General features: G+C 65.3%; 29 protein-coding genes. 6 read left to right on the top strand and 23 right to left on the bottom strand.

The annotated features are described in order from the left end of the window. Positions 1-132: 132 nt before the first annotated feature. Both IDT60_RS06900 and IDT60_RS06895 read left to right on the top strand, forming a co-directional pair. Complete coding sequence (locus IDT60_RS06900) at positions 133-1,341, top strand: MFS transporter (protein ID WP_164201045.1); 1,209 nt, start codon at positions 133-135, stop codon at positions 1,339-1,341. 228 nt (positions 1,342-1,569) lie between these two features. Continuing rightward, entirely contained in the window at positions 1,570-1,845 is a 276-nt protein-coding gene (locus tag IDT60_RS06895) for a GlsB/YeaQ/YmgE family stress response membrane protein (protein ID WP_164201047.1), read from the top strand. 76 nt (positions 1,846-1,921) lie between these two features. On the opposite strand, the gene IDT60_RS06890 is transcribed toward IDT60_RS06895, so the two are convergent. The 4 genes from IDT60_RS06890 to infC form a co-directional block, all read right to left on the bottom strand. Beyond that, on the bottom strand, positions 1,922-2,863 hold the full coding sequence (locus IDT60_RS06890; RefSeq protein ID WP_191081361.1) for an RNA methyltransferase: 942 nt from the start codon (positions 2,861-2,863) through the stop codon (positions 1,922-1,924). 50 nt (positions 2,864-2,913) lie between these two features. Then, positions 2,914-3,297: a 50S ribosomal protein L20 gene (rplT, locus tag IDT60_RS06885; protein ID WP_164201051.1), complete on the bottom strand. Its 384-nt coding sequence runs from the start codon at positions 3,295-3,297 to the stop codon at positions 2,914-2,916. Between the two features lie 118 nt (positions 3,298-3,415). Then, the gene (gene rpmI / locus IDT60_RS06880) at positions 3,416-3,610 is read right to left on the bottom strand and encodes a 50S ribosomal protein L35 (RefSeq protein WP_009358635.1); all 195 of its coding nucleotides are present in this window, start codon (positions 3,608-3,610) and stop codon (positions 3,416-3,418) included. A 115-nt stretch (positions 3,611-3,725) separates the two neighbouring features. Next, a complete protein-coding gene (gene infC / locus IDT60_RS06875) occupies positions 3,726-4,778 on the bottom strand; it encodes a translation initiation factor IF-3 (protein WP_370590727.1) in 1,053 nt (350 codons plus the stop codon). Positions 4,779-5,166: 388 nt separating this feature from the next. Between infC and IDT60_RS06870 the strand changes: the two genes are divergently transcribed. Further along, positions 5,167-5,553: a DUF1844 domain-containing protein gene (locus IDT60_RS06870; RefSeq protein ID WP_191081360.1), complete on the top strand. Its 387-nt coding sequence runs from the start codon at positions 5,167-5,169 to the stop codon at positions 5,551-5,553. A gap of 178 nt (positions 5,554-5,731) precedes the next feature. Here the strand turns inward: IDT60_RS06870 and IDT60_RS06865 are convergent, their stop codons facing one another. From IDT60_RS06865 to IDT60_RS06830, 8 genes are all read right to left on the bottom strand, one after another. Continuing rightward, a complete protein-coding gene (locus IDT60_RS06865; protein WP_191081359.1) occupies positions 5,732-7,051 on the bottom strand; it encodes an MFS transporter in 1,320 nt (439 codons plus the stop codon). A gap of 59 nt (positions 7,052-7,110) precedes the next feature. After that, complete coding sequence (locus IDT60_RS06860) at positions 7,111-8,007, bottom strand: SseB family protein (RefSeq protein ID WP_191081358.1); 897 nt, start codon at positions 8,005-8,007, stop codon at positions 7,111-7,113. 8 nt (positions 8,008-8,015) lie between these two features. After that, positions 8,016-8,762, bottom strand: a complete 747-nt coding sequence (priA, locus tag IDT60_RS06855; protein ID WP_191081357.1) for a bifunctional 1-(5-phosphoribosyl)-5-((5-phosphoribosylamino)methylideneamino)imidazole-4-carboxamide isomerase/phosphoribosylanthranilate isomerase PriA — start codon at positions 8,760-8,762, stop codon at positions 8,016-8,018. A gap of 53 nt (positions 8,763-8,815) precedes the next feature. Further along, entirely contained in the window at positions 8,816-8,974 is a 159-nt protein-coding gene (locus tag IDT60_RS06850; RefSeq protein WP_191081356.1) for a hypothetical protein, read from the bottom strand. Continuing rightward, on the bottom strand, positions 8,975-9,706 hold the full coding sequence (gene hisH, locus IDT60_RS06845; protein WP_164201061.1) for an imidazole glycerol phosphate synthase subunit HisH: 732 nt from the start codon (positions 9,704-9,706) through the stop codon (positions 8,975-8,977). Next, positions 9,703-10,329: an imidazoleglycerol-phosphate dehydratase HisB gene (gene hisB, locus IDT60_RS06840; protein ID WP_164201063.1), complete on the bottom strand. Its 627-nt coding sequence runs from the start codon at positions 10,327-10,329 to the stop codon at positions 9,703-9,705. Before hisB ends, hisH begins: the two co-directional genes overlap by 4 nt. Positions 10,330-10,388: 59 nt before the next feature. Further along, positions 10,389-11,507 (bottom strand): histidinol-phosphate transaminase, encoded by a 1,119-nt coding sequence (locus IDT60_RS06835; protein ID WP_191081355.1) that lies wholly within the window; start codon positions 11,505-11,507, stop codon positions 10,389-10,391. Between the two features lie 95 nt (positions 11,508-11,602). After that, positions 11,603-11,953 (bottom strand): LysM peptidoglycan-binding domain-containing protein, encoded by a 351-nt coding sequence (locus IDT60_RS06830; protein ID WP_223883959.1) that lies wholly within the window; start codon positions 11,951-11,953, stop codon positions 11,603-11,605. A 476-nt stretch (positions 11,954-12,429) separates the two neighbouring features. On the opposite strand from IDT60_RS06830, the gene lexA reads away from it, so the two are divergent. After that, a complete protein-coding gene (gene lexA / locus IDT60_RS06825) occupies positions 12,430-13,176 on the top strand; it encodes a transcriptional repressor LexA (RefSeq protein WP_191081354.1) in 747 nt (248 codons plus the stop codon). Positions 13,177-13,243: 67 nt separating this feature from the next. On the opposite strand, the gene IDT60_RS06820 is transcribed toward lexA, so the two are convergent. Together IDT60_RS06820 and hflX are read right to left on the bottom strand one after the other, a co-directional pair. Next, positions 13,244-15,301, bottom strand: coding sequence for an ATP-dependent DNA helicase (locus IDT60_RS06820; protein WP_191081353.1), 2,058 nt, complete (start codon positions 15,299-15,301; stop codon positions 13,244-13,246). Beyond that, positions 15,294-16,859 carry a GTPase HflX gene (gene hflX, locus IDT60_RS06815; RefSeq protein WP_164201070.1) on the bottom strand — a complete coding sequence of 522 codons (1,566 nt, stop codon included), beginning with the start codon at positions 16,857-16,859 and terminating at the stop codon, positions 15,294-15,296. The genes IDT60_RS06820 and hflX overlap by 8 nt, the downstream gene beginning before the upstream one ends. A gap of 493 nt (positions 16,860-17,352) precedes the next feature. Between hflX and IDT60_RS06810 the strand changes: the two genes are divergently transcribed. Beyond that, a complete protein-coding gene (locus IDT60_RS06810; protein WP_191081352.1) occupies positions 17,353-17,967 on the top strand; it encodes a class I SAM-dependent methyltransferase in 615 nt (204 codons plus the stop codon). Here the strand turns inward: IDT60_RS06810 and dapF are convergent. From dapF to IDT60_RS06780, 6 genes are all read right to left on the bottom strand, one after another. Next, entirely contained in the window at positions 17,948-18,892 is a 945-nt protein-coding gene (dapF, locus tag IDT60_RS06805; RefSeq protein ID WP_191081351.1) for a diaminopimelate epimerase, read from the bottom strand. The two genes, IDT60_RS06810 and dapF, sit on opposite strands and share 20 nt — an antisense overlap. A gap of 96 nt (positions 18,893-18,988) precedes the next feature. Next, a complete protein-coding gene (gene miaA, locus IDT60_RS06800) occupies positions 18,989-19,885 on the bottom strand; it encodes a tRNA (adenosine(37)-N6)-dimethylallyltransferase MiaA (protein ID WP_191081350.1) in 897 nt (298 codons plus the stop codon). 3 nt (positions 19,886-19,888) lie between these two features. Further along, the gene (gene miaB / locus IDT60_RS06795) at positions 19,889-21,439 is read right to left on the bottom strand and encodes a tRNA (N6-isopentenyl adenosine(37)-C2)-methylthiotransferase MiaB (protein ID WP_191081349.1); all 1,551 of its coding nucleotides are present in this window, start codon (positions 21,437-21,439) and stop codon (positions 19,889-19,891) included. Positions 21,440-21,482: 43 nt separating this feature from the next. Continuing rightward, positions 21,483-22,019 (bottom strand): regulatory protein RecX, encoded by a 537-nt coding sequence (locus tag IDT60_RS06790; RefSeq protein WP_223883958.1) that lies wholly within the window; start codon positions 22,017-22,019, stop codon positions 21,483-21,485. Between the two features lie 102 nt (positions 22,020-22,121). Next, positions 22,122-23,177, bottom strand: coding sequence for a recombinase RecA (gene recA / locus IDT60_RS06785; protein WP_164201083.1), 1,056 nt, complete (start codon positions 23,175-23,177; stop codon positions 22,122-22,124). Between the two features lie 209 nt (positions 23,178-23,386). Beyond that, complete coding sequence (locus IDT60_RS06780) at positions 23,387-23,608, bottom strand: DUF3046 domain-containing protein (RefSeq protein WP_164201085.1); 222 nt, start codon at positions 23,606-23,608, stop codon at positions 23,387-23,389. Between the two features lie 41 nt (positions 23,609-23,649). Here IDT60_RS06780 and IDT60_RS06775 point away from each other — a divergent pair, with 41 nt between their 5' ends. After that, complete coding sequence (locus tag IDT60_RS06775) at positions 23,650-24,186, top strand: MarR family winged helix-turn-helix transcriptional regulator (protein ID WP_223883913.1); 537 nt, start codon at positions 23,650-23,652, stop codon at positions 24,184-24,186. Between the two features lie 64 nt (positions 24,187-24,250). Here the strand turns inward: IDT60_RS06775 and IDT60_RS06770 are convergent, their stop codons facing one another. From IDT60_RS06770 to pgsA, 3 genes are all read right to left on the bottom strand, one after another. Further along, complete coding sequence (locus tag IDT60_RS06770) at positions 24,251-24,703, bottom strand: helix-turn-helix domain-containing protein (protein ID WP_164201089.1); 453 nt, start codon at positions 24,701-24,703, stop codon at positions 24,251-24,253. Between the two features lie 149 nt (positions 24,704-24,852). Next, on the bottom strand, positions 24,853-25,347 hold the full coding sequence (locus IDT60_RS06765) for a CinA family protein (protein WP_191081346.1): 495 nt from the start codon (positions 25,345-25,347) through the stop codon (positions 24,853-24,855). After that, complete coding sequence (gene pgsA, locus IDT60_RS06760) at positions 25,344-25,991, bottom strand: CDP-diacylglycerol--glycerol-3-phosphate 3-phosphatidyltransferase (protein ID WP_191081345.1); 648 nt, start codon at positions 25,989-25,991, stop codon at positions 25,344-25,346. The genes IDT60_RS06765 and pgsA overlap by 4 nt, the downstream gene beginning before the upstream one ends. Between the last annotated feature and the right edge of the window lie 7 nt (positions 25,992-25,998).

Raw genomic sequence — 25,998 nt, 5'->3', positions numbered from 1 at the left:
GATAGGGGACAATGGACGGCAGGCCTTTCCGCCGGCCGGACAGGAATACCTGCACTCGTTTGGAGGTTCCGTACAGGGGCCGGCAGCCCGCCCCCGGCACCAACCCAGCATCCCCCCGTGAAAAGCAGGCACATGAGCAGCATCGTCCAGACCCCCACCGCGCCTTCAGTCAAGGCGCCCAATATCGGTGCGGCCATTTTCGCTCTGGCAATGGGCGGCGTCGGAATCGGCGTCACGGAATTCACCATGATGGGCCTGCTCAAAGAAGTGGAGCAGGGCCTCAACATCAGCACCCCGGAGGCCGGGCACCTCATCTCCGCCTATGCCCTCGGTGTGGTGGTGGGGGCACCGTTGCTCGCCGCAGTAGGAGCCAAGCTGCCACGCAAGCACCTCGCGCTCGGCCTCATGCTGTTCTTCACCCTGGCAAACCTGGTGTCCTACATCGCTCCCGATTACGGCACCATGCTGGTGTCCCGGTTCGCCGCCGGCCTGCCGCACGGCGCGTTCTTTGGCGTCGCCGCCGTCATTGCCGCTTCCCTGGTTCCGCCCAGCCGGCGCGGTTGGGCCATCTCGATGGTCATGGCCGGCTTGTCGGTTTCCAACGTGATCGGCGTGCCCGCGGCCACCTGGGTGGGCCAGACATTCGGCTGGCGGCTCCTCTTTGTCCTTGTAGGCGCCATCGGCGTGCTGACCCTGGTCCTGCTCTGGAAATTCGTCCCGTACCAGGCACCCCATCCGGACGCGAGCATCCGCCGCGAACTCGGTGCCCTCAAGCGACTGCAGGTCTGGCTCGCGATCCTCATTGGCATCGTTGGCTTTGGCGGCTTCTTCGCCACCTACACCTACATCGCCCACACCATGACGTTGGTGGCCGGCATTCCCGCATCACTGCTGCCCATCGTGGTGGCCCTGTACGGTCTGGGCATGGTCGCCGGAACCATGGTGGGCGGCAGGCTTGCTGACAAATCCGTGATGGGGACCCTCTACTGGGTCCTGCCCGGCATCGCAGTCGCCCTGGTGGTTTACGCCGTGGCAGTGCACTGGCCGTGGTCGGCATTCGTGATGGTCTTTGTGGTGGGAGCATCCGGCTCGTTGCTGATCCCTGCCCTCCAGACCCGCCTCCTGGACGCCTCGCCGGATGCCCCTTCCCTGGCTTCCTCCCTTAACCATGCGGCACTCAATGTTGCCAACGCTTTGGGCGCGTTCCTGGGTGGCGTGGTGATCGCCTGGGGGTGGGGCTTCGTGGCGCCCGCACTTGTGGGGGCTGTCCTGGCTGTCCTGGGGCTTGCGGTGGCAATTGTCAGCGGCCTGCTGGAACGCAAAAAACCATTGGCCGCCTGATCCGAATCACCCGGACCTGCCCGCCACGGCCTGTTCTCCTTCACAAAGCCACAAACCCCGCAGGCGCAAACCGCGGCCCTGCACGGGTTGAGCCCGAAAATCCGGTCCCTTTTTGCCTCGCAACACGCACCGTAAACAGGCACTAAGCCTGCTGACAAGGGGGCGCCCTTATGTTAGCTTGAACACTAATCGGGACAATTAAATCCCGACGAATATGAAGGAGGAGACATGGGTTTTCTTGCTTGGATTATTCTCGGCCTCATAGTGGGGGCCATCGTTAAAGCCGTGATGCCCGGCAAGGTCGGCGGCGGCTGGGTAACGAGCCTCGTGCTGGGCGTAGTCGGCGCGATTGTAGGCGGTTGGATTGGCAGCCTCCTGTTCGGCAAGGGCGACCTTGCTTTCTTTGATCTGGGTACCTGGATCCTCGCCATCGTAGGCGGCCTGGTAGTTGCCGGCGTCTACGGCGCCATCACCGGACGCCGCGGATCCACCCGCGCACCCTGATTGCCTCTCATCTCTGATTCATACAGCAAGGGCCCCGGAACAACCGGGGCCCTGTCTTTTTAAGTTGTGGCGGGCCTTACCCGGCCTGGGTCTTACCGGCACGGCCCTGCCCGGACAACGCACCGGACTCGTGCTGCGACCGGGCACTGGCGTAGAGGCACACCGTTGCCGCCGTGCCGAGGTTGAGGCTTTCCGCGGCCCCATAGACCGGCACAGCCACCCGATGGTCGGCCAGGCCGAGTTCGGCCTCGGAGAGCCCCTGGGCTTCGTTGCCGAAGAGCCACGCGGTTGGCGCCTCCAATGCAAAAACCGATTCCACCCCGGGGGCCGCAATGCGGCGGGCGGCGTTTTGGTCCTGGAGCGTGTCCAGGTTGACGTCCCCGTTGCCGTCGGCGGCCAGGATCCCGATCCCGCGCGCCCGGCAGGCGGCTGCCACGGCCTCGATATCCGCGCCCAGGACAACGGGCAGATGGAACAGGGAGCCGGCCGTGGAACGGACCGCCTTCGGATTGTAGATATCAACGCTGGATGAGGTCAGGATAACGGCGTCCGCGCCGGCCGCGTCGGCGGCCCGGAGCACGGTGCCGGCGTTGCCGGGGTCCCTGACCTGGCACAGCACGGCAAGCAGCCGCGGGCCGGCGTCGAGGACCTGCTCAAGGCTCACGTCCAGGAAACCGCAGACAGCCAGAATACCCTGCGGGGTAACGGTGTCCGCCATCGCAGCAAGGACTTCATCGGTGGTTAGGTAGGCGTCAATGCCTTCGGCGAGGGCCTCCAGGTCCGGGTGCCGGTCGAGGCAGGCCTCGCTCGCGTAGACCTCGTAAACGACGCCCGGCTCCCCCGCCGCGATCCTCTTCCGGTGCAGCGTCAGGGCCTCACGGACAGCCTGTGGACCTTCCGCCAGGAACTCGCTGCGCTTTAAACGGGCCGGGCGCCCGGCAAGTTGCGCCACCTTCCTCACCCGATCAGCTCGGGGGTTGGACAGTGGAATATCTTGCGGGCGCCCGGTTTCGTTCATATAAGAACCTTAGTGGCTTCAGCCACCAGCTCTTGAACTGCCTTCAGATGCTACTTGGCAGCCGGAGCCGACGTGTCAGCAGGCAGGGAGTCCTTGGCGATCTTTACCAGTGCGGCGAAAGCGTTGGCGTCGGAGACGGCCAGCTCGGCCAGCATACGGCGGTCAACCTCGACCTCAGCGGCCTTCAGGCCCTGGATCAGGCGGTTGTAGGTGAGGCCGTTGGCGCGGGATGCAGCGTTGATGCGCTGGATCCACAGGCGGCGGAAGTCACCCTTCTTCTTCTTGCGGTCGCCGTAGCTGTACACAAACGAGTGCAGCAGCTGCTCTTTGGCCTTGCGGTACAGGCGTGAACGCTGTCCACGGTAGCCCTTTGCGCGTTCAAGGATAACCCGGCGCTTCTTGTGGGCGTTGACCGCCCTCTTCACACGTGCCACGTGCGTACTCCTTCGAAAATCTGATCCCAAGCATCTACTGCCGGAACAACCGGCTGGCCTGAGAAGCCTTTTTGGTAGTTGACTGCTGCCAGGTGGCATCAGTCAGAGAACTTGGAACTTAGATGCCGAGCATCTTCCGGATGACCTTTGCGTCACCCTTGAAGACAATCTTGTCGCCGGCGAGACGACGAGTCAGCCTGGAGGACTTGTGCTCCAGGTAGTGGCGGCGGTTGGCCTGCTGGCGGCGCAGCTTGCCGCTGCCGGTCAGCTTGAAGCGCTTCTTAGCACCACTGTGGGTCTTCATCTTCGGCATGGGAACCGATCTCCTTACGTGTCCACAGACATTGTCTGCAGTTCTTTCGAGCAGCCACCCCTGCAGGCGGCGTGCTGGTTGCGTACTGCGGAAGGAAACCTTCCGCAGCTTTGAACTAGGTAGTCTTCTTACCGGCCGGCTTCGGGGCTGCCTTGGGGGCAGGCCTTGCAGCAGGCTTCGGAGCCGCAGGCCGGGCTACCGGCTTAGGCATCGGTACCGGCGGCCTCGGAGCTGCCGGCGCTGCCGGAGCGGCTGCTTCAGCGGGCTTGGCTGCCTCGGCGGGCTTGGCTTCGGGAGCCTTGGCCGGAGCCGGAGCTGCCTTGGGGGCTTCCCGCTTGGGAGCAGCGGCCTTCGGGGCGGCCTGCTTCGGCGCCTCCTGTGCTGCTGCTTCCTTCGCCGGAGCTTCCTTTACGGGAGCTTCCTTCGCCGGGGCTTCAGCGGCAGGAGCTGCAACGGGTGCCTCAGCCGCGGCCGGAGCTGCCGTTTCCGGAGCCTCCGCCTCAGTGGCTTCAGTTTCCGGAGCAGCCGTTTCGGGCTCCGTGGTGATGGCGAACCCTTCCGGAAGAAGATCAGCCAACGACTGGGTCAGCGGCGCCTGGTCGTCACCGGTGACATCGATCCGGCCAGAAGCCTTGGCTTCGTTCTGAGCCTTGGCCTCTGCACGCTGCGATGCGCGGCGTGCCTCAGCCTTGGCTTCAGCCTTGTTCTTCAGCGGCCCGACCACCATCACCATGTTGCGGCCGTCAATACGGGGACTGGATTCAACAACGCCCACTTCGGCGACGTCGTCGGCGAAGCGCTGGAGCAGGCGGATGCCCATCTCCGGGCGCTGCTGCTCGCGGCCACGGAACTGAATCATGGCCTTGACCTTGTCACCGGCGCCGAGGAAGCGCAGGGCGTGTCCGCGCTTGGTCTCGTAGTCGTGGGTATCGATCTTCAGGCGGAAGCGGATTTCTTTCAGAACCGTGTTGGTCTGGTTCTTCCGGGCCTCACGTGCCTTGACTGCGGCCTCGTACTTGTACTTGCCGAAGTCCATCAGCTTGCACACCGGAGGCTTGGCCTGAGGTGCTACTTCAACGAGATCAAGATCGGATTCAGCAGCCAAACGCAGGGCATCCTCAATACGGACGACTCCTACCTGTTCACCTGCAGGGCCGACCAGCCGCACCTCGGGGACGCGGATACGCTCATTGATTCTTGGCTCGCTAATGTTAAAGCTCCTGTGATTGAAATGATATTCCACCGGCAAATAGAGAAGGCCCCCAATTGCCGGAGCAATCGAAGGCCTCGATGGTCGGATAACACTGGCCTCGACAAGAGGCGGTGCGCAGTTAATCCGGCTTACGCCGTGATGCACTGTCCGACCGGTACCCGGCAACCTTGCTTCCCTGGAAAAGCTTCCGGTGGGAAAACGGCTGACGCGGGTGGGAGAGAACTCCGCTTGCAAACTGCATGTCATTCTACAGAAAAAATCCCTCACAACGCAGCTTGGCGCAGGCGGGACCTCTACATAGCAAAATAACGACATTCAGTCGGTCTGTGACAAGCTTACCAGTATGAGTACCCCAGACAGCAATTCACACGTTTTCGAGGCCGCCCCTGCCGAGACTGACGTGAGCCAGCAAATCCGCGATATCTCCGAGGTTCCGGCCATCGAGGTCATCACCACCGCCGCCGTTCACCTGATGAGCGCCGCAGCAGTGAAGCTTGGCCTCGCCGCCGAGGACAACGCGGAGGAATTGAAGGACCTGGACGAAGCCCGCAAGCTCATCACCGCCCTCGCCGGCCTGGTGACGGCTGCTGCCCCCGAAATCGGCTCCCAGCACGCCGGACCGTTGCGTGACGGCCTGCGGTCACTGCAGCTGGCTTTCCGCGAAGAGTCGGTCATTCCGGACGCCCCGGGCAAGGGCCCCGGCGAAAAGTACACGGGCGCGGTCAACTGATCGGCACGGCAACTGCATAAATCAATCACGACGACGGCGGGCGGACCACAAAGGTCCGCCCGCCGTCGTCGTTAGTTAGGCAGTTGCGCGCACCTTCCGTGACGATCGGTTGCTCCGTAACAGCCGTATTGAGGGTTCTAAACGGCACTTACGGAGCAATCGACGGGGAAGAAGCAGCTTAGACGGCCACCCGGCGGCGCCGCACGGCCTTGAGCAGCAGTCCTACCAGGCAGAGCACCACGCCCGCCGCGCCCACCGCCACAAATCCGCCGGACGGCCCCGTCCCGTCAATGAAGACGCCCGCAAGGGGCGCCCCGAGCGCTACGCCCGCGGTCAGCGCGGAACCGTACCAGCCCATGGCCTCCCCGCGGCGCTCCTCAGGCACGAGGTCAGCCACTTTTTCGGAGGCCGACGACAGCACCGGTGCGCATAGGAGGCCCGGCAGAATCGATACGAACGCGAGCGTCCAGGTATCGTGCGCGAACCCCATCGGGATGGTCAGGGCAGCCATGCCCAGCAGCAGCAGAATGGGCGACACCGGCCGGTGCATGGCACCGTACACCAGTCCGCCGATCACCGACGCGGCGCACCAGAAGAGGAATACGATGCCGATTTCGCCTTGATGCCCGCCGGTCTCCAGTGCGGCAACAATGCCGACGTCGGTGCCGCTGAGGACCATGCCGGTTCCGGCCGCCACTGCGAAGACCGCCGCCACCGTGGCCGTCAACCACGCAAAGTTGTGGGCCACCCTGCCCCGCATGCCCGCCCGGCCGCCGCCGGCCCGGGCGGCACCGGCCCGGGCGGCACCGGCGGGCACAAGGTCTGCCGCTGCTTCCTGGAGGTGGGCCGGAGCCGCGGAAATAACGGCCACTTCGGCCGCGTGGCGCTGGTCCGCCTCACCTTCCCCGGTTTGGGCTGCGGTACGGGTGGGCGGGTTGAACCAGATGAGGAACAGCCCCGCCAGGGACGTGGAGACGCCCACGACGGTCAGCCCCAGGACGGTGAAACCGCTGGTGGCCACGACGGCTCCGGCTGCGGGCCCGATCATGAACACCATCTCGGTGGCGATGGAGTCCAGCGCAAAGGCCGTCCGCCGCTGGTCGCCGTCTGCGAGGACGCCGAGGGACTGGCGGATCACGCTGAAGATGGGGAGAGTAAGCAGGCCGCCGACGAACACCAGCGGCAGGAGCCATTCGTAGCTGACATGCGGTACGACGGACCAGATCACCGCTTCGGATACCACGGACGGAATGAGCGCCCTGCGCAGGCCTACGATATCAACCCGCCTCCCGCGCCATGGTGCTCCAACCGCGATGCCGACGGTCATCACCGCAGCGGCCGCACCTGCGGCGGCATAGCCCTTGTCGAGGGTGAGGACGATGTGCAGGGTCAGGAGAACCCCCGCGGCGGAGTGCGGTATGCGGGCCACCATGCCCACGAACAGGAGCCGCCTGATGGGCTGGACGGCGAGCAGCTCCCGGTAAAGGGCGAAATTCACGGAAAAATCCTTTGGGTCTGCTGCGGGCAGCCCGAGGGGTCCTCCCCGCTGACCGTCAGCTACTGAACTGCGCGCCGCAACTTGATTTCGATCGAGTCGACACGCTCTCCAAACAATACATTCCGTGACCAGGCAGACTGCAGCCCGGACACCAGTTCCTGCACCGCGGCTGCATCGAGGCCGTCCTCGAGGTAGAGCACCACCTGCAGTTCCGGTCCTGCGCCACCGCCGGAGAGCACGACTCCCCCGCGGGTGACGGCCGCCACTCCGGCGCCGGGGCGGAGTTCGATGTTCCGGACGGCTGGGAATCCGGCCGCTGCTGCGGCCATTTCTCCCGCCAGCGTGGAGTCGGTGTACGAAGGAACCCAGTCCTGCTGCTGCGCCAGCGCCCAGACGGCCGGCCGCCGGACTACCAGGGTGACGTCCGAGCCGGGATCGAGGACCAGCAGCTCGGCTCCCTCGGCGACCGCCGAGAGGGCGGCCCGGGCGGCGTACACGGCAACGGGGCGGGCTTCGGGATGCCAGGCAGCCAGTTGATCCGCCGAAGAGAAGGCGGGCATGGCAGTCCGGCCGTCCGCTGCCTTCAACGTGACCAGGGCCATGTCTGCCTGTTTGTCCACCGCCAGACCGTCCACACCCTCCGCCTCCGCGCCAAGCCGGGCGATGATGGGGATAAAGACCCGGGCGGTCGCGAGGGACGCCACGACGGCCGCTTCGTCGCCGCTGCCGTCAACCAACGCCCCGACAGCGGCGAGGTAGCCGGAATCGGCCGAGCCGTCGTCGTCCTCGAAGTTGTGGATTTTGCCGTCGTCCCCGGCCAGGCTACGGCCCTCCCAGGGCTGCCCGGCCGAATCGGCCGGGCCGCCTGCGCCGGCTAGGGCGGCGGCGATGTGTCCGGGGAGGTGGCGCGTGACCGGCGTCCCGCCAGTTGCGTCCGCGCTGTGCGTGCTGTCCACCGGGCCGGCTAGCGGCGTCCGGCGACGTCGAGGGCTTCAGGCAGCGTGAAGGCACCGGCGTACAGCGCCTTGCCCACAATCGCGCCTTCAACGCCCAGCGGCACCAGCGACCGGAGGACTTTCAGGTCGTCGAGGCTGGAGATACCACCTGAGGCGACCACCGGCTTGCCGGTCTTCTCCACCATCTGACGCAGCAGTTCCACGTTGGGGCCCTGCAGGGTGCCGTCCTTCGTGACGTCGGTGACAACGTACCGGGAGCACCCGGCCTCTTCCAGCCGGCCCAGGACCTCCCAGAGGTCCCCGCCTTCCTTGGTCCAGCCCCGGCCGGCCAGGGTGGTTCCCCGGACATCAAGCCCGACGGCGATCTTGTCGCCAAAGCGGTCGATGGCCTTGCGGGTCCAGTCGGGGTTTTCCAGGGCTGCGGTGCCCAGGTTGACGCGGGCCACGCCGAGGCCGAGTGCCGCCTCTAGTGACTCATCGTCCCGGAGCCCGCCGGAGAGCTCCACCTTGATGTCCAGCCGGCCGACGACTTCGCGGAGCAATTCGGCGTTGGAACCGCGGCCAAAGGCTGCATCAAGGTCAACCAGGTGCACCCATTCGGCGCCCTGCTGCTGCCAGTTGAGTGCGGCTTCCAACGGCGTGCCGTAGCTTGTCTCACTGCCGGCCTCCCCTTGGACCAGCCGGACGGCCTGGCCGTTGACGACATCGACGGCGGGCAGCAGTTCAAGTACCGGCAAATCGGTTGCGGAGGTCATCTCAAATCCTGTTCGGTGGTGGGGTGCCGGGGAGGCTGGGGGGGGTGGGTGGGCTAGTTCCCGGGGAGGGTCAGCAGGTAAGCGGCGATCAGCGACATCAGCGCCAGGACACAGAAACTGATTTGGGTCCACAGTGGTTTCTGCTGCTGCCTGAAGGCCCAGGCACCGCCCACCAGGAGCCCGGCCAGGCCCATCAGAACGACGGACCACATCTAGGCAGTACCAGCGGGGGCCGGTTTGCGAAGACCGTCCACCCAGTTTCGCAGCAGCCGGGCACCGGCGTCACCGGATTTCTCCGGGTGGAACTGCGTGGCGCAGAGCGGACCGTTCTCCACCGCGGCGATAAAGGGGGCACCATGTTCAGACCAGGTCACCAGCGGCGCGGTCATCCTGGGCTGGATCACGTCGAAATTCCAGTCCTGGACGCCGTAGGAGTGGACGAAGTAGAAACGCTCGTCCTCGACGCCGGCGAACAGCTTCGAGCCTTCCGGAACCTGCACCGTATTCCAGCCCATGTGCGGGACCACCTCGGCAGGAAGGAGCTCCACCTTGCCGGGCCACTCGCCCATGCCTTCGGCTTCCGTTCCGTGCTCGACGCCGGCCTCGAACATCACCTGCAGGCCCACGCAGATGGCCAGGACGGGCCGGCCGCCGGCCACGCGCCTGCCGATCAGCCGGATTCCGTCCACAGCCTTGAGCTCGCGCATCACCGTTTCGAAAGCACCGACACCGGGCACCACGAGGCCGTCAGCGTTGAGCACGTCCTCGGCTTTGGAGCTGAGGAGAACCTCGGCTCCGGCCCGTTCGAGGGCCCGCACGGCCGAGCGGACATTGCCTGACCCGTAATCGAGGACGGTCACTGTGGGTTTGCCTTCGGGCGAGACGGGCTTCTTGCCGGTAGCCGGATCGATCACGGCACCGTCCCGGAGGATCTGGCCGGTCACAGGGCACCCTTGGTGGAGGGGATTCCCTCCACGCGGGGGTCGGGTTCGACGGCGGCGCGCAGGGCGCGGGCGAAGGCCTTGAACTGGGCCTCGACGATGTGGTGGGGGTCCCGGCCCGCGATGACGTTCATGTGCAGGCAGATGCCGGCGTGCAGGGTGATGGCCTCGAAGACGTGCCGGGTCAGCGATCCCGTGAAGTGGCCGCCGATCAGGTGGTACTCCTGGCCGGCGGGCTCGCCGCCGTGCACCAGGTAGGGGCGCCCCGAGACGTCCACAACAGCGTGGGCGAGTGCTTCGTCGAGGGGGACGGTGGCCTCGCCGAACCTGCGGATGCCGGCCTTGTTGCCCAGCGCCGTGCGCAGGACTTCACCGAGGGTGATGGCGACGTCCTCCACCGTGTGGTGGACGTCGATGTGGATGTCACCGGTAGCCTTGACCGTCATGTCAATGAGCGAGTGCTTGCACAGCGCCGTGAGCATGTGGTCGTAGAACGGGACGGAGGTGTCGATGTCCGAGACGCCCGTGCCGTCGAGGTTGATCTCCACGAGCACTGACGATTCACTGGTGGCCCGCTCCATGCGGGCAGTCCGGGACTGGGCAGTGTTCGATCCGGTGAAACTCATGGTCATATGTCCTTTAAGCGCAGGAGTGGTGGGGCGCGCGGGGCGCCGGTACTTCAAGTTTAGGCTGGGAGCTTGGCCTGGCGGGCCAGGATGCCCTTCAGGGAGGTCAGGAACGCTGTGGTCTCCGTCTCAGTTCCCGCCGTGACGCGCAGGTGCCCGGGGATCCCGACGTCCCGGATCAGCACCCCGGCGTCAAGCAACTGCTGCCAGACATCGTGCGGGTTATCGAGCCCTCCGAAGAAGACATAGTTGGAGTCGGAAGCCGCGGGCTTGAGGCCCATGCGGGTCAGCTCCGTGACGATGCGGTCCCGCTGTTCCTTGATGTCGCGGACGTCTGCCATCAGGGCAGTCCGGTGCTGAAGTGCGGCGAGGGCCGTCGCTTGCGTGATGGCGGAGAGGTGGTACGGCAGCCGGACCAGGCGAAGGGAGTCCGTGACCTCGGGCGCGGCTGCCATGTAGCCAAGGCGCGCACCGGCGAGGGCGAAGGCCTTGCTCATGGTGCGGGAAACAATCAGTCGTTCCCGGCCGGGGAGCAGGGTCAGGGCGCTGGGCGTGCCGTCGTGGGCAAACTCGTGGTACGCCTCGTCGACGATGACGATGGTCTGGCTGGCTTCGCCGGCAGCGTAAACCGCTTCCACAACGTCCAGGCCGAGGCCGGTACCCGTGGGGTTGTTGGGCGAACACAGGAAAACGATGTTGGGCTGGAGTTCCTTGACCTGCAAAGCCGCCGATTCGGCACTGAGCCCGTAATCCTCGGCCCGCTTCCCCACGATGTACTCGGTGTCGGTGCCGCTGGCCAGCAGCGGGTACATGGAATACGTGGGCGGGAAACCCAGGGCCTTGCGGCCGGGACCGCCAAACGCCTGCAGGATCTGCTGGAGTACCTCGTTTGATCCGTTCGCTGCCCAGATGTTGGTGGCATCGAGCCCGTGGCCAAGGTATTCGGCCAGCGCTTCCCGGAGATCGGTGAACTCACGGTCCGGGTAGCGGTTGAGACCTGCCGCCGCTTCCGCGACGGCCGCGCTGATGGCGGCCTGCACATCCGCCGGGACGCCGTGGGTATTTTCATTGACGTTCAGCAGGATGGGGACATCCAGCTGCGGAGCACCGTACGGGGTCAGCCCGCGGAGGTTGGTCCGGAGGGGAAGTCGGTTCAGGCGCTCTAGCTGGTCATTCACCTGAACAGTTTAGTTCCGAACGGTACGCCCGGAAAATGTGACGGCATCCGCCGGCTGCGGCAGGGACCTCCGGCAGACCTTCTGTGGTGCTGCGCCTACTGAGTGGGGACGAAGAGCTGCTGGCCCGGCACCACGCCGCCGGCAGTGAGGTTGTTCAGCTGCACGATGTCCGCGATGACGTCGCGCGGATCACGCCCGGGTGCAGCAGCGCCCGCGATGGCCCACAGCGACTGCCCTGCCTGGACTGTCACCGTCACCGTAGGGGTGACGGAGAGGCCGGCGGCGGAATCGGCCGCCTTCGCCGGAGAGGTGAGGAACCCGGCCAGCGAGAGCAGGAGCGCAGCAAGAACCACCAGCGGGATGCCAATGAGCACGATGCGGCCACGGCGGGTGAGCCGGAGAGGCGGCAGGGATTCTTTCCGCTGCACGGACGTAGCGGATGTCAGGGACGGACCGTTCCGGCGCGCGCTCCGGGCGTTCGGTGCCACGGGGTCGGGCGCCTGCGCCGACTCGAGCCGCGAGGTGAGGTGCTGGACTGAAACGAACTGCGGACGGGTGTCCTGCGAAGCAGATATAGCTGACATGAGATGAGCCCTCCTGGACCATACTGTGCTGCCCGGTGCGCCCTGTACGTTGCTGCCTGTTCCGGCCTTGGCCGGCTAAGGACTCGGATATTCGAATCCGAAAGCAACTAATAGAACACATGTTCGAACTTTGCTTCTCCATTTTTAGCACTTATGAACGAATATTGTCGAGACTCGCTAGAACAAATGTTTGAAAAAGCAATGTGGCTGGCCTACGTTTGGATCAAAGAACAACCACTTCTGTAGTTGATCAGCAGGGTCTGACAATCAATCAGCCCGGGCGTTCGAAGGCACCAGCGGCCAGGGCGGAACCGGGGAACCGAAAGGCATTGGCGAACATGGCAGCACCAGCCGCGGAGGGCAAGGCGACGCCGCAGGGCCGCCCGTCCCAAAGGACCCCCAAGGGGCTCACCGCCCGCCAGAAGAAGATCCTGGAGACCATCCAGCGCTCAGTCAATGACAACGGCTATCCACCGTCCATGCGGGAAATTGGCGACACCGTGGGGCTGGCAAGCCTTTCCAGCGTCACGCACCAGCTTTCCCAGCTCGAAAAGTTGGGCTACCTCCGCCGCGACCCTAAGCGGCCGCGCGCCATGGAAGTCCTCATGCCCCTAACACTTGACGGCGGCTCGGCCAAAACCGGCGGCTCAGCCAACCCGGCAGTACTGCACGGCATCGGTGGAACGGTCACAGACCTCCCCACCGCCATGGACACCGCCATGGTGCCGCTGGTGGGCCGGATCGCGGCGGGTGGACCGATCCTCGCCGATCAGGTGGTTGAAGACGTTATGCCACTCCCCCGCCAGCTCGTCGGGCAGGGCGAGCTGTTTATGCTCCGTGTTGCCGGCGACTCCATGGTGGATGCTGCCATCTGCGACGGCGACTGGGTTGTGGTGCGCCGGCAGGCAGACGCCGCCAACGGGGACATCGTTGCAGCCCTGCTGGATGACGAAGCCACCGTGAAGACGTTCCGGCAGCGGGATGGCCACACGTGGCTGCTGCCGCAGAACACCCGGTACGAGCCGATCCTGGGCGACCATGCCACCATCATGGGCAAGGTCGTGTCGGTCCTCCGGTCGCTGTAGAACCCGGCCGCGTGGTGGGTTTGTGGCAGGGCCCGGACGATGTCGTCCGGGCCCTGCCACAACGGGGTCAGGCGCCTTTTCCGGCCAGCCTTTCGAGTGCCGCAAACGCTGTCTTGCGGTCAGTCGTCGGCCAGAACGGCGGCAACGCTGCGCGGAGGAAGCCGGCATAGCGCTCCGTGGCCAGCCGTGAATCGAGGACAGCCACCACGCCTCTGTCCCCCGTCGAGCGGATCAGCCGCCCTGCACCCTGGGCCAGGCGGATGGCCGCGTGCGTGGCGGACACGGCCATGAAGCCGTTTCCACCGGCCTGGGCAACGGCGCGGGAGCGGGCAGTCATCAGCGGATCATCCGGCCGCGGGAACGGAATGCGGTCGATCACCACCAGCCGGCAGGACCCGCCGGGAACATCGACCCCCTGCCACAGGGACATGGTGCCGAACAGGCAGGTGTCGGGCTCGTCAGCGAATTGCTTGACGAGCGCGGTCATGGTCGAGTCGCCCTGGCAGAGGATGCTGAGCCCCAGCCGTGGCCGCATCGCCTCGGCAGCTTCTTCGGCTGCACGGCGTGAGGAAAAGAGACACAGCGCGCCTCCCCCTGACGCCCGGATCAGCGCCTCCAGTTCGTCCAGGGATTCGGGTGACACACCGCGCCCCGGCTTGGGCAGATGCCCGGCCACGTAGAGGATTCCCTGCTTCGGATAGTCGAATGGCGAGCCGACGTCGATACCGGTCCAGCTCGGCGCGCCCTCCCCTACCAGCCCCAGGCCGCCGGCAGCAGGTTCGAACGCCGAGCCGATGGCCAGGGTTGCCGAGGTCAGGACCACGGTGTGGCCGGCGAAGAGCCCTTCACGCAATTTGCCGGCGACGCTGAGCGGCGCGATGTTGATCAACGCCGGAGCTGTCTCGTCAGGCTGCGAGTAGCCCTGCTGCGGGTCGAAGGAACTGGCGCGGGAAAACCACACGACTTCGCGGTTCTCGCGGGCCACGATGAGCCGTTCACACAGTTCCAGGATCAGCATCAGCCGCGAGCGGGCGAGCTGCCGTCCGCCGTCGGCCGTTTGGCTGCCGTCACCCTTGGAGTCTGACAGGGCAGCCCTGCAGGCTTCCCGCAGCTGGTCCACGCAGTCGAGCTGTTCGTCATTGAGCCCGTTGGGCAGGAGCCCGTTCGGGACTCCTGCCAGTGCGAGTTCGAGGTTGGCGGCGGCTGAATTGAGGGCGTCAACGGTAATGGCGGTGTGTTTCCTCGCCCCGGATGCCGCGGCGAGGATCATCGCTACGGAGAGCTGGCCGGAAACGGCACCGGTGACCCGGTCCTGGAGTTCGTGGGCCTCATCCACCACCACAACGTCGTATTCGGGCAGGACGGCCAGGCCTTCGAACGCGCTGACGGCCAGCATGGCGTGGTTGGTGACCACAACGTCGGCCTCGGCCGCGTCATGGCGTGCCAGTTCACTGAAGCATTCGGCGGCCATGGGGCACTTCTGCGCGCCGAGGCATTCCATCGAGGTGACGGAAACCTGCCGCCAAGCGCGGTCCGTGACGCCGGGAAGGAGTTCGTCGCGGTCCCCCGTAGCCGTTTTTTCCGCCCACTCGCGCAGGCGCACTACTTCCTTCCCCAGTTGCGACGACGGCCCTCCCATGGCAGCGGCGAAGTGCGGAACGCTGGTGTCCTCGCCCAGAGAGAACAGCTGGCCCTCCGCGGGCTCTTCTGACGGGAACCCGCCTTCGAGCTTGTGCCGGCACACGTAGTTGGAACGGCCCTTGACCAGGGCCACCTTGACGGGGCGGTCCAGGGCAGGAGTGATGGTCTTCAGCAGCCGGGGAAGGTCCCGGCCCACAATCTGGGTCTGAAGAGCAAGCGTTGCCGTGGAAACAAGCGTTGGCTTATCGCTCACCAGCGAGTGGGCAATCAGCGGAATGAGGTACGCAAGGGACTTGCCCGTGCCGGTACCGGCCTGGACAAGGAGGTGGTCCCCGGTTTCGATGGCTTTTGTTACTTGCCGGGCCATCTCATGCTGGCCGGCGCGGCTTTGGCCGCCCATCCCCTCGACGGCCCGGTCGAGCAATTCGATGACGAACTGCTCGCCGGCCGCCTCGGAGATCTCCCCTGCCACCAAATCAGTCATTACTGACGAAGGATTCCAGTTCAGCCGCGAGGCCCTCCCGGACCATCACCACCGCCCGGGTACCGTCCTCGCCATGATCCAGGCTGATGATCTCGGCGTCGGTCTCATGCAGTTTGCTGATGAGGTCGCCACGGTCGTAGGGGATGAGAAGCTCCAGTTTGACGCCGGGCCGCGGAATCCCGTCGCTGATGGCCTTGAGCAGCTCGGCGATCCCCTGGCCGGTCCGGGCCGATACCACCACGTGGCGTGGCTCGCGCTGCTTGAGGCGCTCCACCACAAACGGATCTGCGGCGTCAGCCTTGTTGAGCACGATGATCTCGGGGACTTTGCGGGCGTCCACCTCGCTGAAGACCTTGCGGACAGCGGCGATCTGGCCCTCGGGGTCCGGGTGGGAGGCGTCCACCACGTGGAGGATCAGGTCAGCGTCCGCCACCTCCTCCAGAGTTGAACGGAAAGCTTCCACCAGCTGGGTGGGCAGCGACCGCACGAAACCCACGGTATCGGCCAGCGTGTAGCCGAGGCCGTCTGAGGTCTCGGCCTTGCGCACGGTGGGATCCAGGGTGGCGAAGAGCGCGTTCTCCACCAGCACACCGGCGTCGGTGAGCCTGTTCAGCAGGGAGGACTTACCGGCGTTGGTGTATCCGGCGATCGCCACCGAGGGAACTGAATTACGACGGCGGTTGGCCCGTTTCGTTTCCCGTGCCGGCTTCATCGCGGCGATCTCCCGCCGGAGCTTGGCCATGCGGGTGCGGATCCGGCGGCGGTCCAGTTCGATCTTCGTCTCACCGGGCCCGCGCGAACCCATGCCTGCACCGGCACCACCCACTTGGCCACCGGCCTGGCGGGACATCGACTCACCCCAGCCACGCAGGCGTGGCAGGAGGTATTCGAGCTGTGCCAGTTCCACCTGGGCCTTGCCCTCGCGGCTCTTGGCGTGCTGGGCAAAGATGTCAAGGATCAGGGCCGTCCGGTCGATGACCTTGACCTTGACGATGTCCTCGAGTGCACGGCGCTGGGACGGTGCCAGTTCGGCATCAACCACTACGGTGTCCGCGCCCGTGGCCATCACAATTTCCTTGAGTTCGAGGGCCTTTCCGGAGCCCAGGAACGTGCCGGGGTCAGGTTTGGCACGGCGCTGCACCATGCCGTCGAGGACCTCCGAACCAGCAGTCTCGGCGAGGGCGGCAAGTTCGCGCAGGGAGTTTTCGGCGTCTGCCAGTGTGCCTTCGGACCACAGCCCGGCGAGGACAACGCGTTCGAGCCGCAACTGACGGTATTCGACTTCAGTGACGTCTTCGAGTTCCGTGGACAGGCCTGCCACGCGGCGCAGCGCCCGGCGTTCCTCCAGGTCCTGCTGGTCGCCGTCGTAGCTTGTGTGTTCATCGTCCTGGCCGGAAATGGCCTGGGCCCTGCCAAACACGGCCCGGTCGCCGTCTGCGGCGGTGACGTTCCTGGCCGGGACGTCTTTGGCGAGAATCCGGTCGATGACAGCCTGGATTTCCTCGGGACTCATGTCCTGGGCTGCTGGATCGGAACCGGTGTTGGGCTGACTGGTCATGTTCTCCTTTGAAGATTCGGCATTTTCAGAATAGTGCGGATTGGCGGTGGGTGGTGAAGTATTCGCGCTGGGCTGACGGCTTGCGGTCATCCTGGCCTCCTGGTCTGTTCTTCGCGCCGGCCAAAGCGTGGCGCACAGGGTGGGTGGCATCGCGGCTGAACGGGGCGGCGTGCTCCGGATCACTGGATGCGTGAAGTCGGGGGTGGCGCAGGCAGTCTCGGGCAGGGACCGGCACGGGGCTGATCACTCGAGTCTGGCCCTGCGGCAGGACGGGCCCGGGGGCCTCTCCTGTGGCGCACATGCGGAAGGCTGGAGCCTGCATCGCTGTGGGGCACGGTTTCGGGGACGGGCGGCTTGTAAAAAGCGGGCCCGCGCCGGCTACTCGAAGATCAAGAACATGGGTTCCAGATTAGCAGAACCGCGGGGTGCCGCTTTCCAGCGCCGGTGCAGCCCGTTTCGCTTTGTCCGCGGCAGCCAACTAATCTGGCCAGTTATGGAGTCCGCACACTATTTCAGCGCATCACCGGCCGGGCCTTTCACCCGCAAGCCCCTCACGGTGGAACTGGCCGGCGAGACCCGTACCCTGCAGACCTCCGCGGGGATCTTCAGCCCCGATGGCATCGACAAGGGAACAGCGGTCCTGCTGGCGGAAGTCCCCGCTCCTTCGCCCTCCGGGAACCTTCTGGACATCGGCTGCGGGTGGGGGCCCATCGCACTGACCCTCGCCCTGCGTGCACCCAAGGCAAGGGTCTACGCCGTGGACGTCAACGAACGCTGCATCACGCTGACCAACGAGAACGCGGCATTGCTTGGCCTGGGGAATGTGGTGGCCAGCAGTCCCGACGCGGTTGATCCTGACCTGCGGTTCGATACCATTTGGTCCAATCCACCCATCCGGATCGGCAAGGACGAACTGCACAGCCTGCTGATGCTCTGGCTCCCCCGCCTGGCGCCGGGCGGTTCAGCCTGGCTGGTGGTGCAGAAGAACCTCGGCTCCGATTCGCTTCAGCGCTGGCTGGCGGCCGAACTCGATGACTCGTTCACTGTCACCCGTGAGAGCACCGCCAAGTCCTTCCGGATCCTGCGGGTCAGGAAAGCGTCCCGCTAGCCACGATCACCGCGGGGCCACTGAGTTCGACATGTTCGTGGCCGGCCGCACCGGCAAAAAATTTGACCCCGACGACGCCACCCGGCACGTTCACAAGCCAGGAGTCGGGCGCTTCGGCACCTGCCCAATGGCGGATGGCCACCGCGGCGGCACATGCGCCGGTTCCGCACGACTGGGTCTCGCCCACACCGCGCTCATGGACCCGCATGGTGACGGTGCCTACGCCGTTGTGGACCAGCGGTTCGGAGGGCACCACGAATTCGACATTGGTGCCGTTGGCGGGCACCGGGTCCACCTTGGGTGCCGCGAAGAGTCTGGTGGATTCCAGTTCCGACAGTTCCGCCAGGGCAACCACGGTGTGGGGGTTGCCCATGCTCACAGACAAGGCCGGGCGCGGAACTTCGAGGCCGTCCGCGGTTACGAGCGAATCCATGGCTTTGGCAGATGCTTCCCCTGGGAAAATGAACTCCCACGGCCCCATGTCCACGGCGTAGTTCTCGCCGGTCCGGACCACGGTCTTGACTCCGCCACGCGTTCCGATGGTGAGCGATCCGCCGTCGGGCAGGTCCACCAGGCCCTCGGCGCGCAGGAAGTGCACAAAAACGCGGACGCCGTTGCCGCACATTTCCGAGAGCGACCCGTCGCCGTTGCGGTAATCCATGAACCATTCAGCCTCGGGGCTGGTGCCCAGGAGTTCGCGGCCTTCAGAAAGGTAGCGGGACGGCACGGCCCTGATGAGGCCGTCCCCGCCGATGCCACGGTGCCGGTCGCACAGCGCCGCGACCTGCGCAGCGTCGATGGTGTGGACGCCGTCCGGATCAGCGATCAGCACAAAGTCGTTGCCCGTCCCGTGCCCCTTGGAGAAGCGGAGTCCGCCCAGTGTGCGGAAGGCGGGCTCAGCGGTTTCTGCGGGCGTTGTGTCCATGTTCTTAGATTACCGGCCGGGCAATAAACCGCTAAAACGGCCGACGGCGGCAAACGGCGAGGCGGCCGCGCCTGCCTGCTGTGGGTGGCCTGGACCTCAGCCGGCCAGTGCCGCGGCCCGGGCAACAAGGTCCGGGGCCTGCCAGTCGAGCCAGCTGATGCGCGGGTCCGCCCGGAACCAGGTGAGCTGACGCCGGGCGAACTGCCGGGTGGCCACAATGGTGTCTTCGGCCGCCTCAGCGACCGTTGAGGCGCCGTCGAGCACTTTCAGGAACTGGGCGTAGCCCAGGGCACGTGACGCGGTCTTCCCCTGCCGCAATCCTGCGGCGTCAAGCCGGCGCACTTCCTCAAGCAGGCCGTGGTCCACCATCCTGTGGACCCGCAGGGCCAGCCGCTCACGCAGCTCGTCGCGGTCCACGGCCAGCCCGATCTGCACGGCCGGCCGGAAGTACTCCCGCCGGGGCATAAAGGAACTGAATGCCCTGCCGGTGAGCTGGTGCACTTCGAGGGCCCTGATGATCCGCCGGGCATCGTTGACGCGTCCGGCGGACACCGGGTCCACTTCCCGGAGCCTTGCCAGAAGAGCCTCCTGGCCGATTGACTCAAGCTCGGCCTCCAGTTCCCGCCGGAGGTCCGGGTCGGTGCCCGGGAATTCCAGCACGTCGAGGGCCGCCCGCACGTAGAGTCCCGAGCCGCCGGCCAGAATGGCGCGTTTACCCCGGGCATGGATGCCGCTGATGATCTCCCTGGCCTGAAGCTGGAAGTCGGACACGCTGGCTTCCTGCGTAACGTCCATGGTGTCGAGCAGGTGGTGCGGTACGCCCCGGCGCTCAGGCAGGGTGATTTTGGCGGTGCCGATGTCCATGCCCCGGTAGAACTGCATGGCATCGGCATTGATCACCTCGCCGTCCAGCGCCAAGGCAAGGCTGACCGCCAGATCCGACTTACCTGAGCCGGTAGGTCCGACTACTGCGATGACCGGAGGCCGGGCCACCGGTCAGTGGCTCCGGACGGGCAGCGTTGGCATGCCCAGCGACACTCCGGTCCGGCCGGCACCGCTGCCAGCGGCGCCGGGCACGGGCGCTCCGCAGGAATCGGCCTGGGACCTGTCCCAGGCATCCCCGGCCCGGGAGCGGCGCAGGCTGTAGTCCTGGGGAGACGGGTCTGCAACGAGGTGGAAGGCAGCGGCCTCTGTGACTGTCACTGTGACAAGGTCGCCGGGCCGCGGCGTCTCGGCGCCGGCCGGAACGGAGAAGTGCACCAGGCGCTGGTCCTGGGACCGGCCCGACAGCCGGTGGGTCTCCTCCGACTTCCGCCCGGAATGAGCGGTCACCATAACCTCCACGCGCCGGCCGAGCTGCTTGGCGTTCTCTTCTGCGGCAATCCTGTCCTGCAGGGCGGTCAGGCGCTCGAAGCGTTCCTGGACCACGGCCTTGGGCAACTGGTCCGGCAGGTCGGCCGCTGGGGTGCCGGGACGCTTGGAGTACTGGAAAGTGAAGGCCGTGGCGAAACGCGATTTTTCCACCACATCCAGGGTTGCCTGGAAGTCCTCTTCGGTTTCGCCCGGGAAGCCCACGATGATGTCGGTGGAGATGGCGGCGTGCGGGATTTTGTCCCGGACCTTGTCCAGGATGCCCAGGAACTTGGTGGACCGGTAGGAGCGCTTCATGTCCTTGAGGACCTTGTCGGACCCCGACTGCAACGGCATGTGAAGCTGCGGCATCACATTGGGGGTTTCGGCCATCGCGTCAATGACGTCGTCGGTGAATGCAGCCGGGTGCGGGCTGGTGAATCGAACCCTCTCAAGGCCTGCAATCCCGCCGCACGCGCGCAGAAGCTTCGAAAACGCCTGCCGGTCACCGAATTCAACCCCGTAGGAGTTGACGTTCTGGCCGAGGAGCGTGACTTCAATGGCACCGTCATCCACGAGGGCCTGGATTTCGGCCAGGATGTCGCCTGGCCGGCGGTCCTTCTCCTTGCCGCGGAGGGCCGGGACAATGCAGAACGTGCAGGTGTTGTTGCAGCCCACCGAGATGGACACCCAGCCCGAGTAGACCGAATCGCGCTTGGTGGGAAGCGTGGACGGGAAGACGTCGAGCGATTCGAGGATTTCCAGCTGGGCTTCGTTGTTGTGCCGGGCCCGGTCCAGCAGTGCCGGGAGTGCCCCGACGTTGTGGGTGCCGAACACGGCGTCCACCCAGGGGGCTTTCTTGAGGATGGTCTCGCGGTCTTTCTGGGCCAGGCAGCCGCCCACGGCGATCTGCATCCCCGGATTGGCTGCTTTCACGGGCGCCAGCATTCCGAGGTTGCCGTAGAGCTTGTTGTCCGCGTTTTCACGGACCGCGCAGGTGTTGAACACCACTACGTCAGCCTGCTCGCCGTCCGCCGGCACATAGCCTGCGTCCTCGAGCATGCCCGCCATCCGCTCCGAATCATGGACATTCATTTGGCAGCCGAAAGTGCGCACCTGGTAGGTACGGGGCTGCGGTGTGCCAGTGGCTTCGGAAGGGACGGTACCGGATGCGGGGGAAGGAATGGTCAAACTCACCTGTTAAGGGTACCGGCTCGGCGGACACGCCGCCCCGGCCGCCCTAGAGATACGGCTGGTCGTCGTCGGGGCCGGCCCCGCCATGCCCCAGCCGGGCGTCAAGGACCTCGCCCACCACCCGGAAGGCCTGGGCAGGCTGGTAGCCCTTCCGGGCAAGCATTGAGGCCAGGCGCCGGGTGGTCTTATCCCGTTCTGTCCGGTCCGAGAGGTCGGTGCCCGGCCGCAGCTTCCGTTCCACAAGAAGACGGGCGGCTGCCTCTTCGTCGGCATCTGAGAGCTGCTCCAATGCCGCAGCTGCTGTGTCCGCATCGATGCCTTTGTCCGACAACTCCCGGCGCAATGCCCCCTTCGCGAGCTTCCGCGACTGAGACCGGCTGCGCACCCACATATCGGCGAAATCGGCGTCGTCTATCAGGCGGACCTCCTGGAACCTGTCCAGGACGGCCTCAGCCACGTCCTCCGGGATGTTCCGCTCCGCAAGCTTGCGGGCAAGCTGCAGCCGGCTTTTCGCCGAACCGGTCAGCTGCCGCAACACAATCGCACGGGCAACAGAGGCCGGGTCCGGCTCTGCGTCCTCCACGATGGACGACTCCGGATCCGGGCCGTCCGGGTCAAACCCATGAATCTGCTGTGCCTTCAAACGCATCTCCTTAGAAGCCATTCCGCTTCGAAGACGTCACGTCTAGAAACCGTCAACGGCCTTCAGCTTGGGCGAATCCTTGGACTCGTCTGCCACGGGCTTGACGCCCACACCCAGCTTCTCCTTGATCAGGCGCTCCAGTTCAGCGGCAAGCTCGGGATTGTCCCGCAGGAATCGGCGGGAGTTTTCCATGCCCTGGCCCAGCTGGTCACCGTCGTACGTGAACCATGAACCGGACTTCTTGATGATGCCGTGCTCAACACCCATATCGATGATGCCGCCCTCGCGGGAGATGCCCTGGCCGTAGATGATGTCGAACTCGGCGATCTTGAAGGGCGGGGCCATCTTGTTCTTGACGATTTTGGCCTTGGTGCGGTTGCCGACGGAATCGGCACCTTCCTTGAGCGTCTGGATGCGGCGGACGTCGATGCGGATGGAGGCGTAGAACTTCAGCGCCTTACCACCGGTGGTGGTCTCCGGGGAGCCGAAGAACACGCCGATCTTTTCACGGAGCTGGTTGATGAAGATGGCAGTGGTCTTGGTCTGGCTCAGGCGGCCGGTGATCTTACGCAGCGCCTGGCTCATGAGGCGGGCCTGCAGGCCGACGTGGCTGTCGCCCATGTCGCCTTCAATTTCCGCACGGGGCACCAGGGCGGCAACGGAGTCAATGACGATAACGTCCAGGGAACCGGAGCCAATCAGCATGTCCATGATTTCCAGGGCCTGCTCACCGGTATCCGGCTGGGAGACGAGGAGGGCGTCCGTGTCCACGCCCAGCTTTGCGGCGTATTCCGGGTCCAGGGCGTGCTCGGCGTCGATGAACGCGGCAATGCCGCCCTGGCGCTGGGCGTTGGCGACCGCGTGCAGGGCCACGGTGGTTTTACCGGAGGATTCAGGGCCGTAGATCTCTACGACGCGGCCGCGCGGCAGGCCGCCAATTCCCAAGGCCACGTCCAAGGCGATGGAGCCAGTGGGGATGACCTCGATTGGGGCACGGACTTCGTCCCCCAGCCGCATAACGGATCCTTTGCCGAACTGCTTGTCAATCTGGGCCAGCGCTGCTTCCAGCGCTTTTGCACGATCCGGGGCTGCCGCCATGGTTCACACCTCTAATGCTTTCTCGCTTTGGAGTGGCCACAGGGGCCTTTATTGGTCATCTCTGACGCTAATGGCACCCACCGACATTCAGGCCGGGCGACATCGCGTATGTGGATAACGCACTACAAAAAGCATAGCTTTACCCGAACAGATATTCGAACAGATCCGGCGGCGTGTCAGGCGGGGCGCGGTGTGGCGCGTCGAACTTCTTAGTCGCGGGGTTTGATGTCACGGCCCAGGCGACGCTCGGGCGGAACGTCCTGGACCTCGCACATGGCGAGCCAGACATCACGCGGGCTGACGCCCGAACTGAGTGCCTGGTCGGCTGTGCGTCCGCCTACTCCCGCCAAAACAAGGGTGCTGCTCAGGACCCGGGAGTAGCCTGCCCCGAATTCGTCGTCCATAAGCCGCCAATAGTCACTGATCCGCACCAATAGAGTCTCTCATGATCCACGACCCTAGAATTGTTGCCATGAGCAACCCTGCCGATGGCCTTCCTGTGCCGGGCCCCGGCCCGGCCAACGTTGACGAAGCGCTGAATACCGTGGAACAGCAGATCAGCCTCTTTTGGCGTCGTGCCCGTTCGGTCTCCTACCAGCTCTCCCGCCAGGTCCATCCTGACCTGGAACCGGCGGCCTACGGCCTGCTGTCGGTGATCCGGCGCGACGGTCCCATCCGTTTGACTGACCTCGCCCTGAACATCGGCGTGGGAAAGCCCTCGGTCAGCCGGCAGGTGGCCTTCCTGGAAAGCATTGGGCTGGTCTTTAAGGAAGCTGACCCACTGGACGGTCGGGCGCAGTCGATCCGCCTCACAGTCAAGGGTGAGGAGAAGATGCACCAGGTCCAGGATGCGCGGCGGCAGGATTTCCGGGAGCGTCTCGGGGAATGGCCGGTGGAGGAATTGCGGACACTCGCCGAATACATGGCCAAGCTCAACGCCATATTTGACCTCGACGTCCCGGCCAAGGACACGCCGGCCCGGGGCAACAGCAACCCGCAGAGCACATAACGAAGCCTCCGGCTGATGCCGGAGGCTTCGTTATGTGCGTTGGTGCAGGGCTACTGCGGGGCGTTTAGCGTGCGCCGGAGAGGAAGCCCGTGGTGAGTTCGGTGGTCAGTTCAGCGTTCAGGTCGCGGTCAAGATCGCGGCCGTAGCGCTGCGAGAATTCCTGGGGAACGGTGTCTGGAACAGCTACGCCCTCGGCGACAGCTACGCGGTCGCTGACTTCACGGAGCATGCTGGACAGCGGCACGTCCAAGGCGGAGCAGATAGAGGACAAAAGCTCTGACGAAGCTTCCTTCTGGCCCCGCTCCACTTCACTGAGGTATCCCAGGGATACACGGGCACTGTGGGACACTTCGCGGAGCGTGCGCCCCTGGCGCTGGCGGACATCGCGCAGGACATCACCGATTTCGTGACGAAGTACAACCATTTTGCGCTCCCTCTGTTCGCTCTTAGCCTGATCGGCGAGGCCCACATCCTTCCAGCGGACAACGCCGTTTACGGATACGGGCTGCTTTACCATCTGTATGCCTTGCTCCTTCATAATTCCGGTCCGCCGAAGGGAACCGTAGTTGTTTATTCATCCTAGGCGCCCCGGCTCTGCCAAAGCGACACAATGTAATAACTAATAGGTTCAGGAATTTGTTCCCGGCAACTTTACGCCCGGTAGCTTCAGGAAGATAGGGCTTGGGGAGACAGGACGTCAAGCAGTCTTTCCAGCGCAGCCCCGCAGGCCTGTCCGCGGATGTCTGCGCGGTTGCCGCTGAAGGAGTACTGGAAGGCGGATGTGCCGTCAGCCGAGGCGACGCCGATGAACACTGTGCCCACCGCTTTGCCGTCGTGTTCCTCCGGACCGGCCACGCCGGTGGTGGCAATCCCGATATCGGCGCCCAGGGCGGACCGGACCCCCGCCGCCATGCCGGCTGCCACGTCGCCATCCACCGACCCGACGCCGGCAAGCAGGTCAGCGGAAACCCCAAGAACGTCAGTCTTAACTGAGTTCTGGTAGGCCACCACCCCGCCCTGCAACATACCCGAGGCCCCTGGAGTGTCCGCCAGGACGGCTGTGACCATCCCGGCCGTGAGTGACTCGGCGGCAGCGACGGTCAGGCCCGCGTCCAGGGCCTTACGGACTGCCTGTTCGGCCAGATGGTGGAGATTCGTCACGTTAGCTCCTCATTGCCGGGCGTACTTTTTCGGGACTGTTTGCCCTGGGCCCGGAGCCGCAGGGCTTCAACCACGTATTCGACGCCGGTCCATACGGTAATGAGCACAGCCACCATCATGACGGCGAATGCCACCCAGACCAGCCACGGTGCCAGAGCGCCCAGGGGAAGCAGATAGAGGAAGATTGCGGCCGTCTGCACCACAGTCTTGAGTTTGCCGCCACGCGAGGCCGGGATGACACCGTAGCGGATGACGACGAAGCGCAGTGCCGTGATGCCCCACTCCCGGACGAGGATCACGATGGTGACCCACCAGGGCAGCTCCCCGAGTACAGAGAGCATTACCAGCGCCGAGCCGATCAGGAGCTTGTCGGCGATGGGATCGGCGATTTTGCCGAAGTTGGTGATGAGTCCCCGGCTCCTGGCGATGTCGCCGTCGAGCTTGTCTGTGTAGATGGCGATGGCGAACGCCGCCACGGCTGCCCAGCGCCACAGCCCTGACTCGCTGCGCAGCCCGGGGGCATCGGCGAGGAGGAACCAGACGAAGAACGGCACCAGCGCGATGCGCAGCATGGTCAGGATGTTGGGAAGATTCCAGATCCCGGGGCTGCTTGCGCCGGCTGCAGTTGCTTCAGTGCTAGTCACCCTTCTA

This window comes from Pseudarthrobacter sp. BIM B-2242 (genome assembly GCF_014764445.1).
Taxonomy (GTDB): domain Bacteria; phylum Actinomycetota; class Actinomycetes; order Actinomycetales; family Micrococcaceae; genus Arthrobacter; species Arthrobacter luteus_A.
Note: the sequence above shows the minus strand (reverse complement) of the source record. Positions and strands in the feature narration are given on the sequence as shown.

Coding starts and splice junctions, on each gene's coding strand:
- IDT60_RS06900 (WP_164201045.1), top strand. CDS start 133: ATGAGCAGCATCGTCCAGACCCCCACCGCGCCTTCAGTCAAGGCGCCC.
- IDT60_RS06895 (WP_164201047.1), top strand. CDS start 1,570: ATGGGTTTTCTTGCTTGGATTATTCTCGGCCTCATAGTGGGGGCCATC.
- IDT60_RS06890 (WP_191081361.1), bottom strand. CDS start 2,863: ATGAACGAAACCGGGCGCCCGCAAGATATTCCACTGTCCAACCCCCGA.
- rpmI (WP_009358635.1), bottom strand. CDS start 3,610: ATGCCGAAGATGAAGACCCACAGTGGTGCTAAGAAGCGCTTCAAGCTG.
- IDT60_RS06870 (WP_191081360.1), top strand. CDS start 5,167: ATGAGTACCCCAGACAGCAATTCACACGTTTTCGAGGCCGCCCCTGCC.
- priA (WP_191081357.1), bottom strand. CDS start 8,762: ATGACCTCCGCAACCGATTTGCCGGTACTTGAACTGCTGCCCGCCGTC.
- IDT60_RS06850 (WP_191081356.1), bottom strand. CDS start 8,974: ATGTGGTCCGTCGTTCTGATGGGCCTGGCCGGGCTCCTGGTGGGCGGT.
- hisB (WP_164201063.1), bottom strand. CDS start 10,329: ATGAGTTTCACCGGATCGAACACTGCCCAGTCCCGGACTGCCCGCATG.
- lexA (WP_191081354.1), top strand. CDS start 12,430: ATGGCAGCACCAGCCGCGGAGGGCAAGGCGACGCCGCAGGGCCGCCCG.
- IDT60_RS06820 (WP_191081353.1), bottom strand. CDS start 15,301: ATGACTGATTTGGTGGCAGGGGAGATCTCCGAGGCGGCCGGCGAGCAG.
- hflX (WP_164201070.1), bottom strand. CDS start 16,859: ATGACCAGTCAGCCCAACACCGGTTCCGATCCAGCAGCCCAGGACATG.
- IDT60_RS06810 (WP_191081352.1), top strand. CDS start 17,353: ATGGAGTCCGCACACTATTTCAGCGCATCACCGGCCGGGCCTTTCACC.
- dapF (WP_191081351.1), bottom strand. CDS start 18,892: ATGGACACAACGCCCGCAGAAACCGCTGAGCCCGCCTTCCGCACACTG.
- recA (WP_164201083.1), bottom strand. CDS start 23,177: ATGGCGGCAGCCCCGGATCGTGCAAAAGCGCTGGAAGCAGCGCTGGCC.
- IDT60_RS06775 (WP_223883913.1), top strand. CDS start 23,650: ATGAGCAACCCTGCCGATGGCCTTCCTGTGCCGGGCCCCGGCCCGGCC.
- IDT60_RS06770 (WP_164201089.1), bottom strand. CDS start 24,703: ATGGTAAAGCAGCCCGTATCCGTAAACGGCGTTGTCCGCTGGAAGGAT.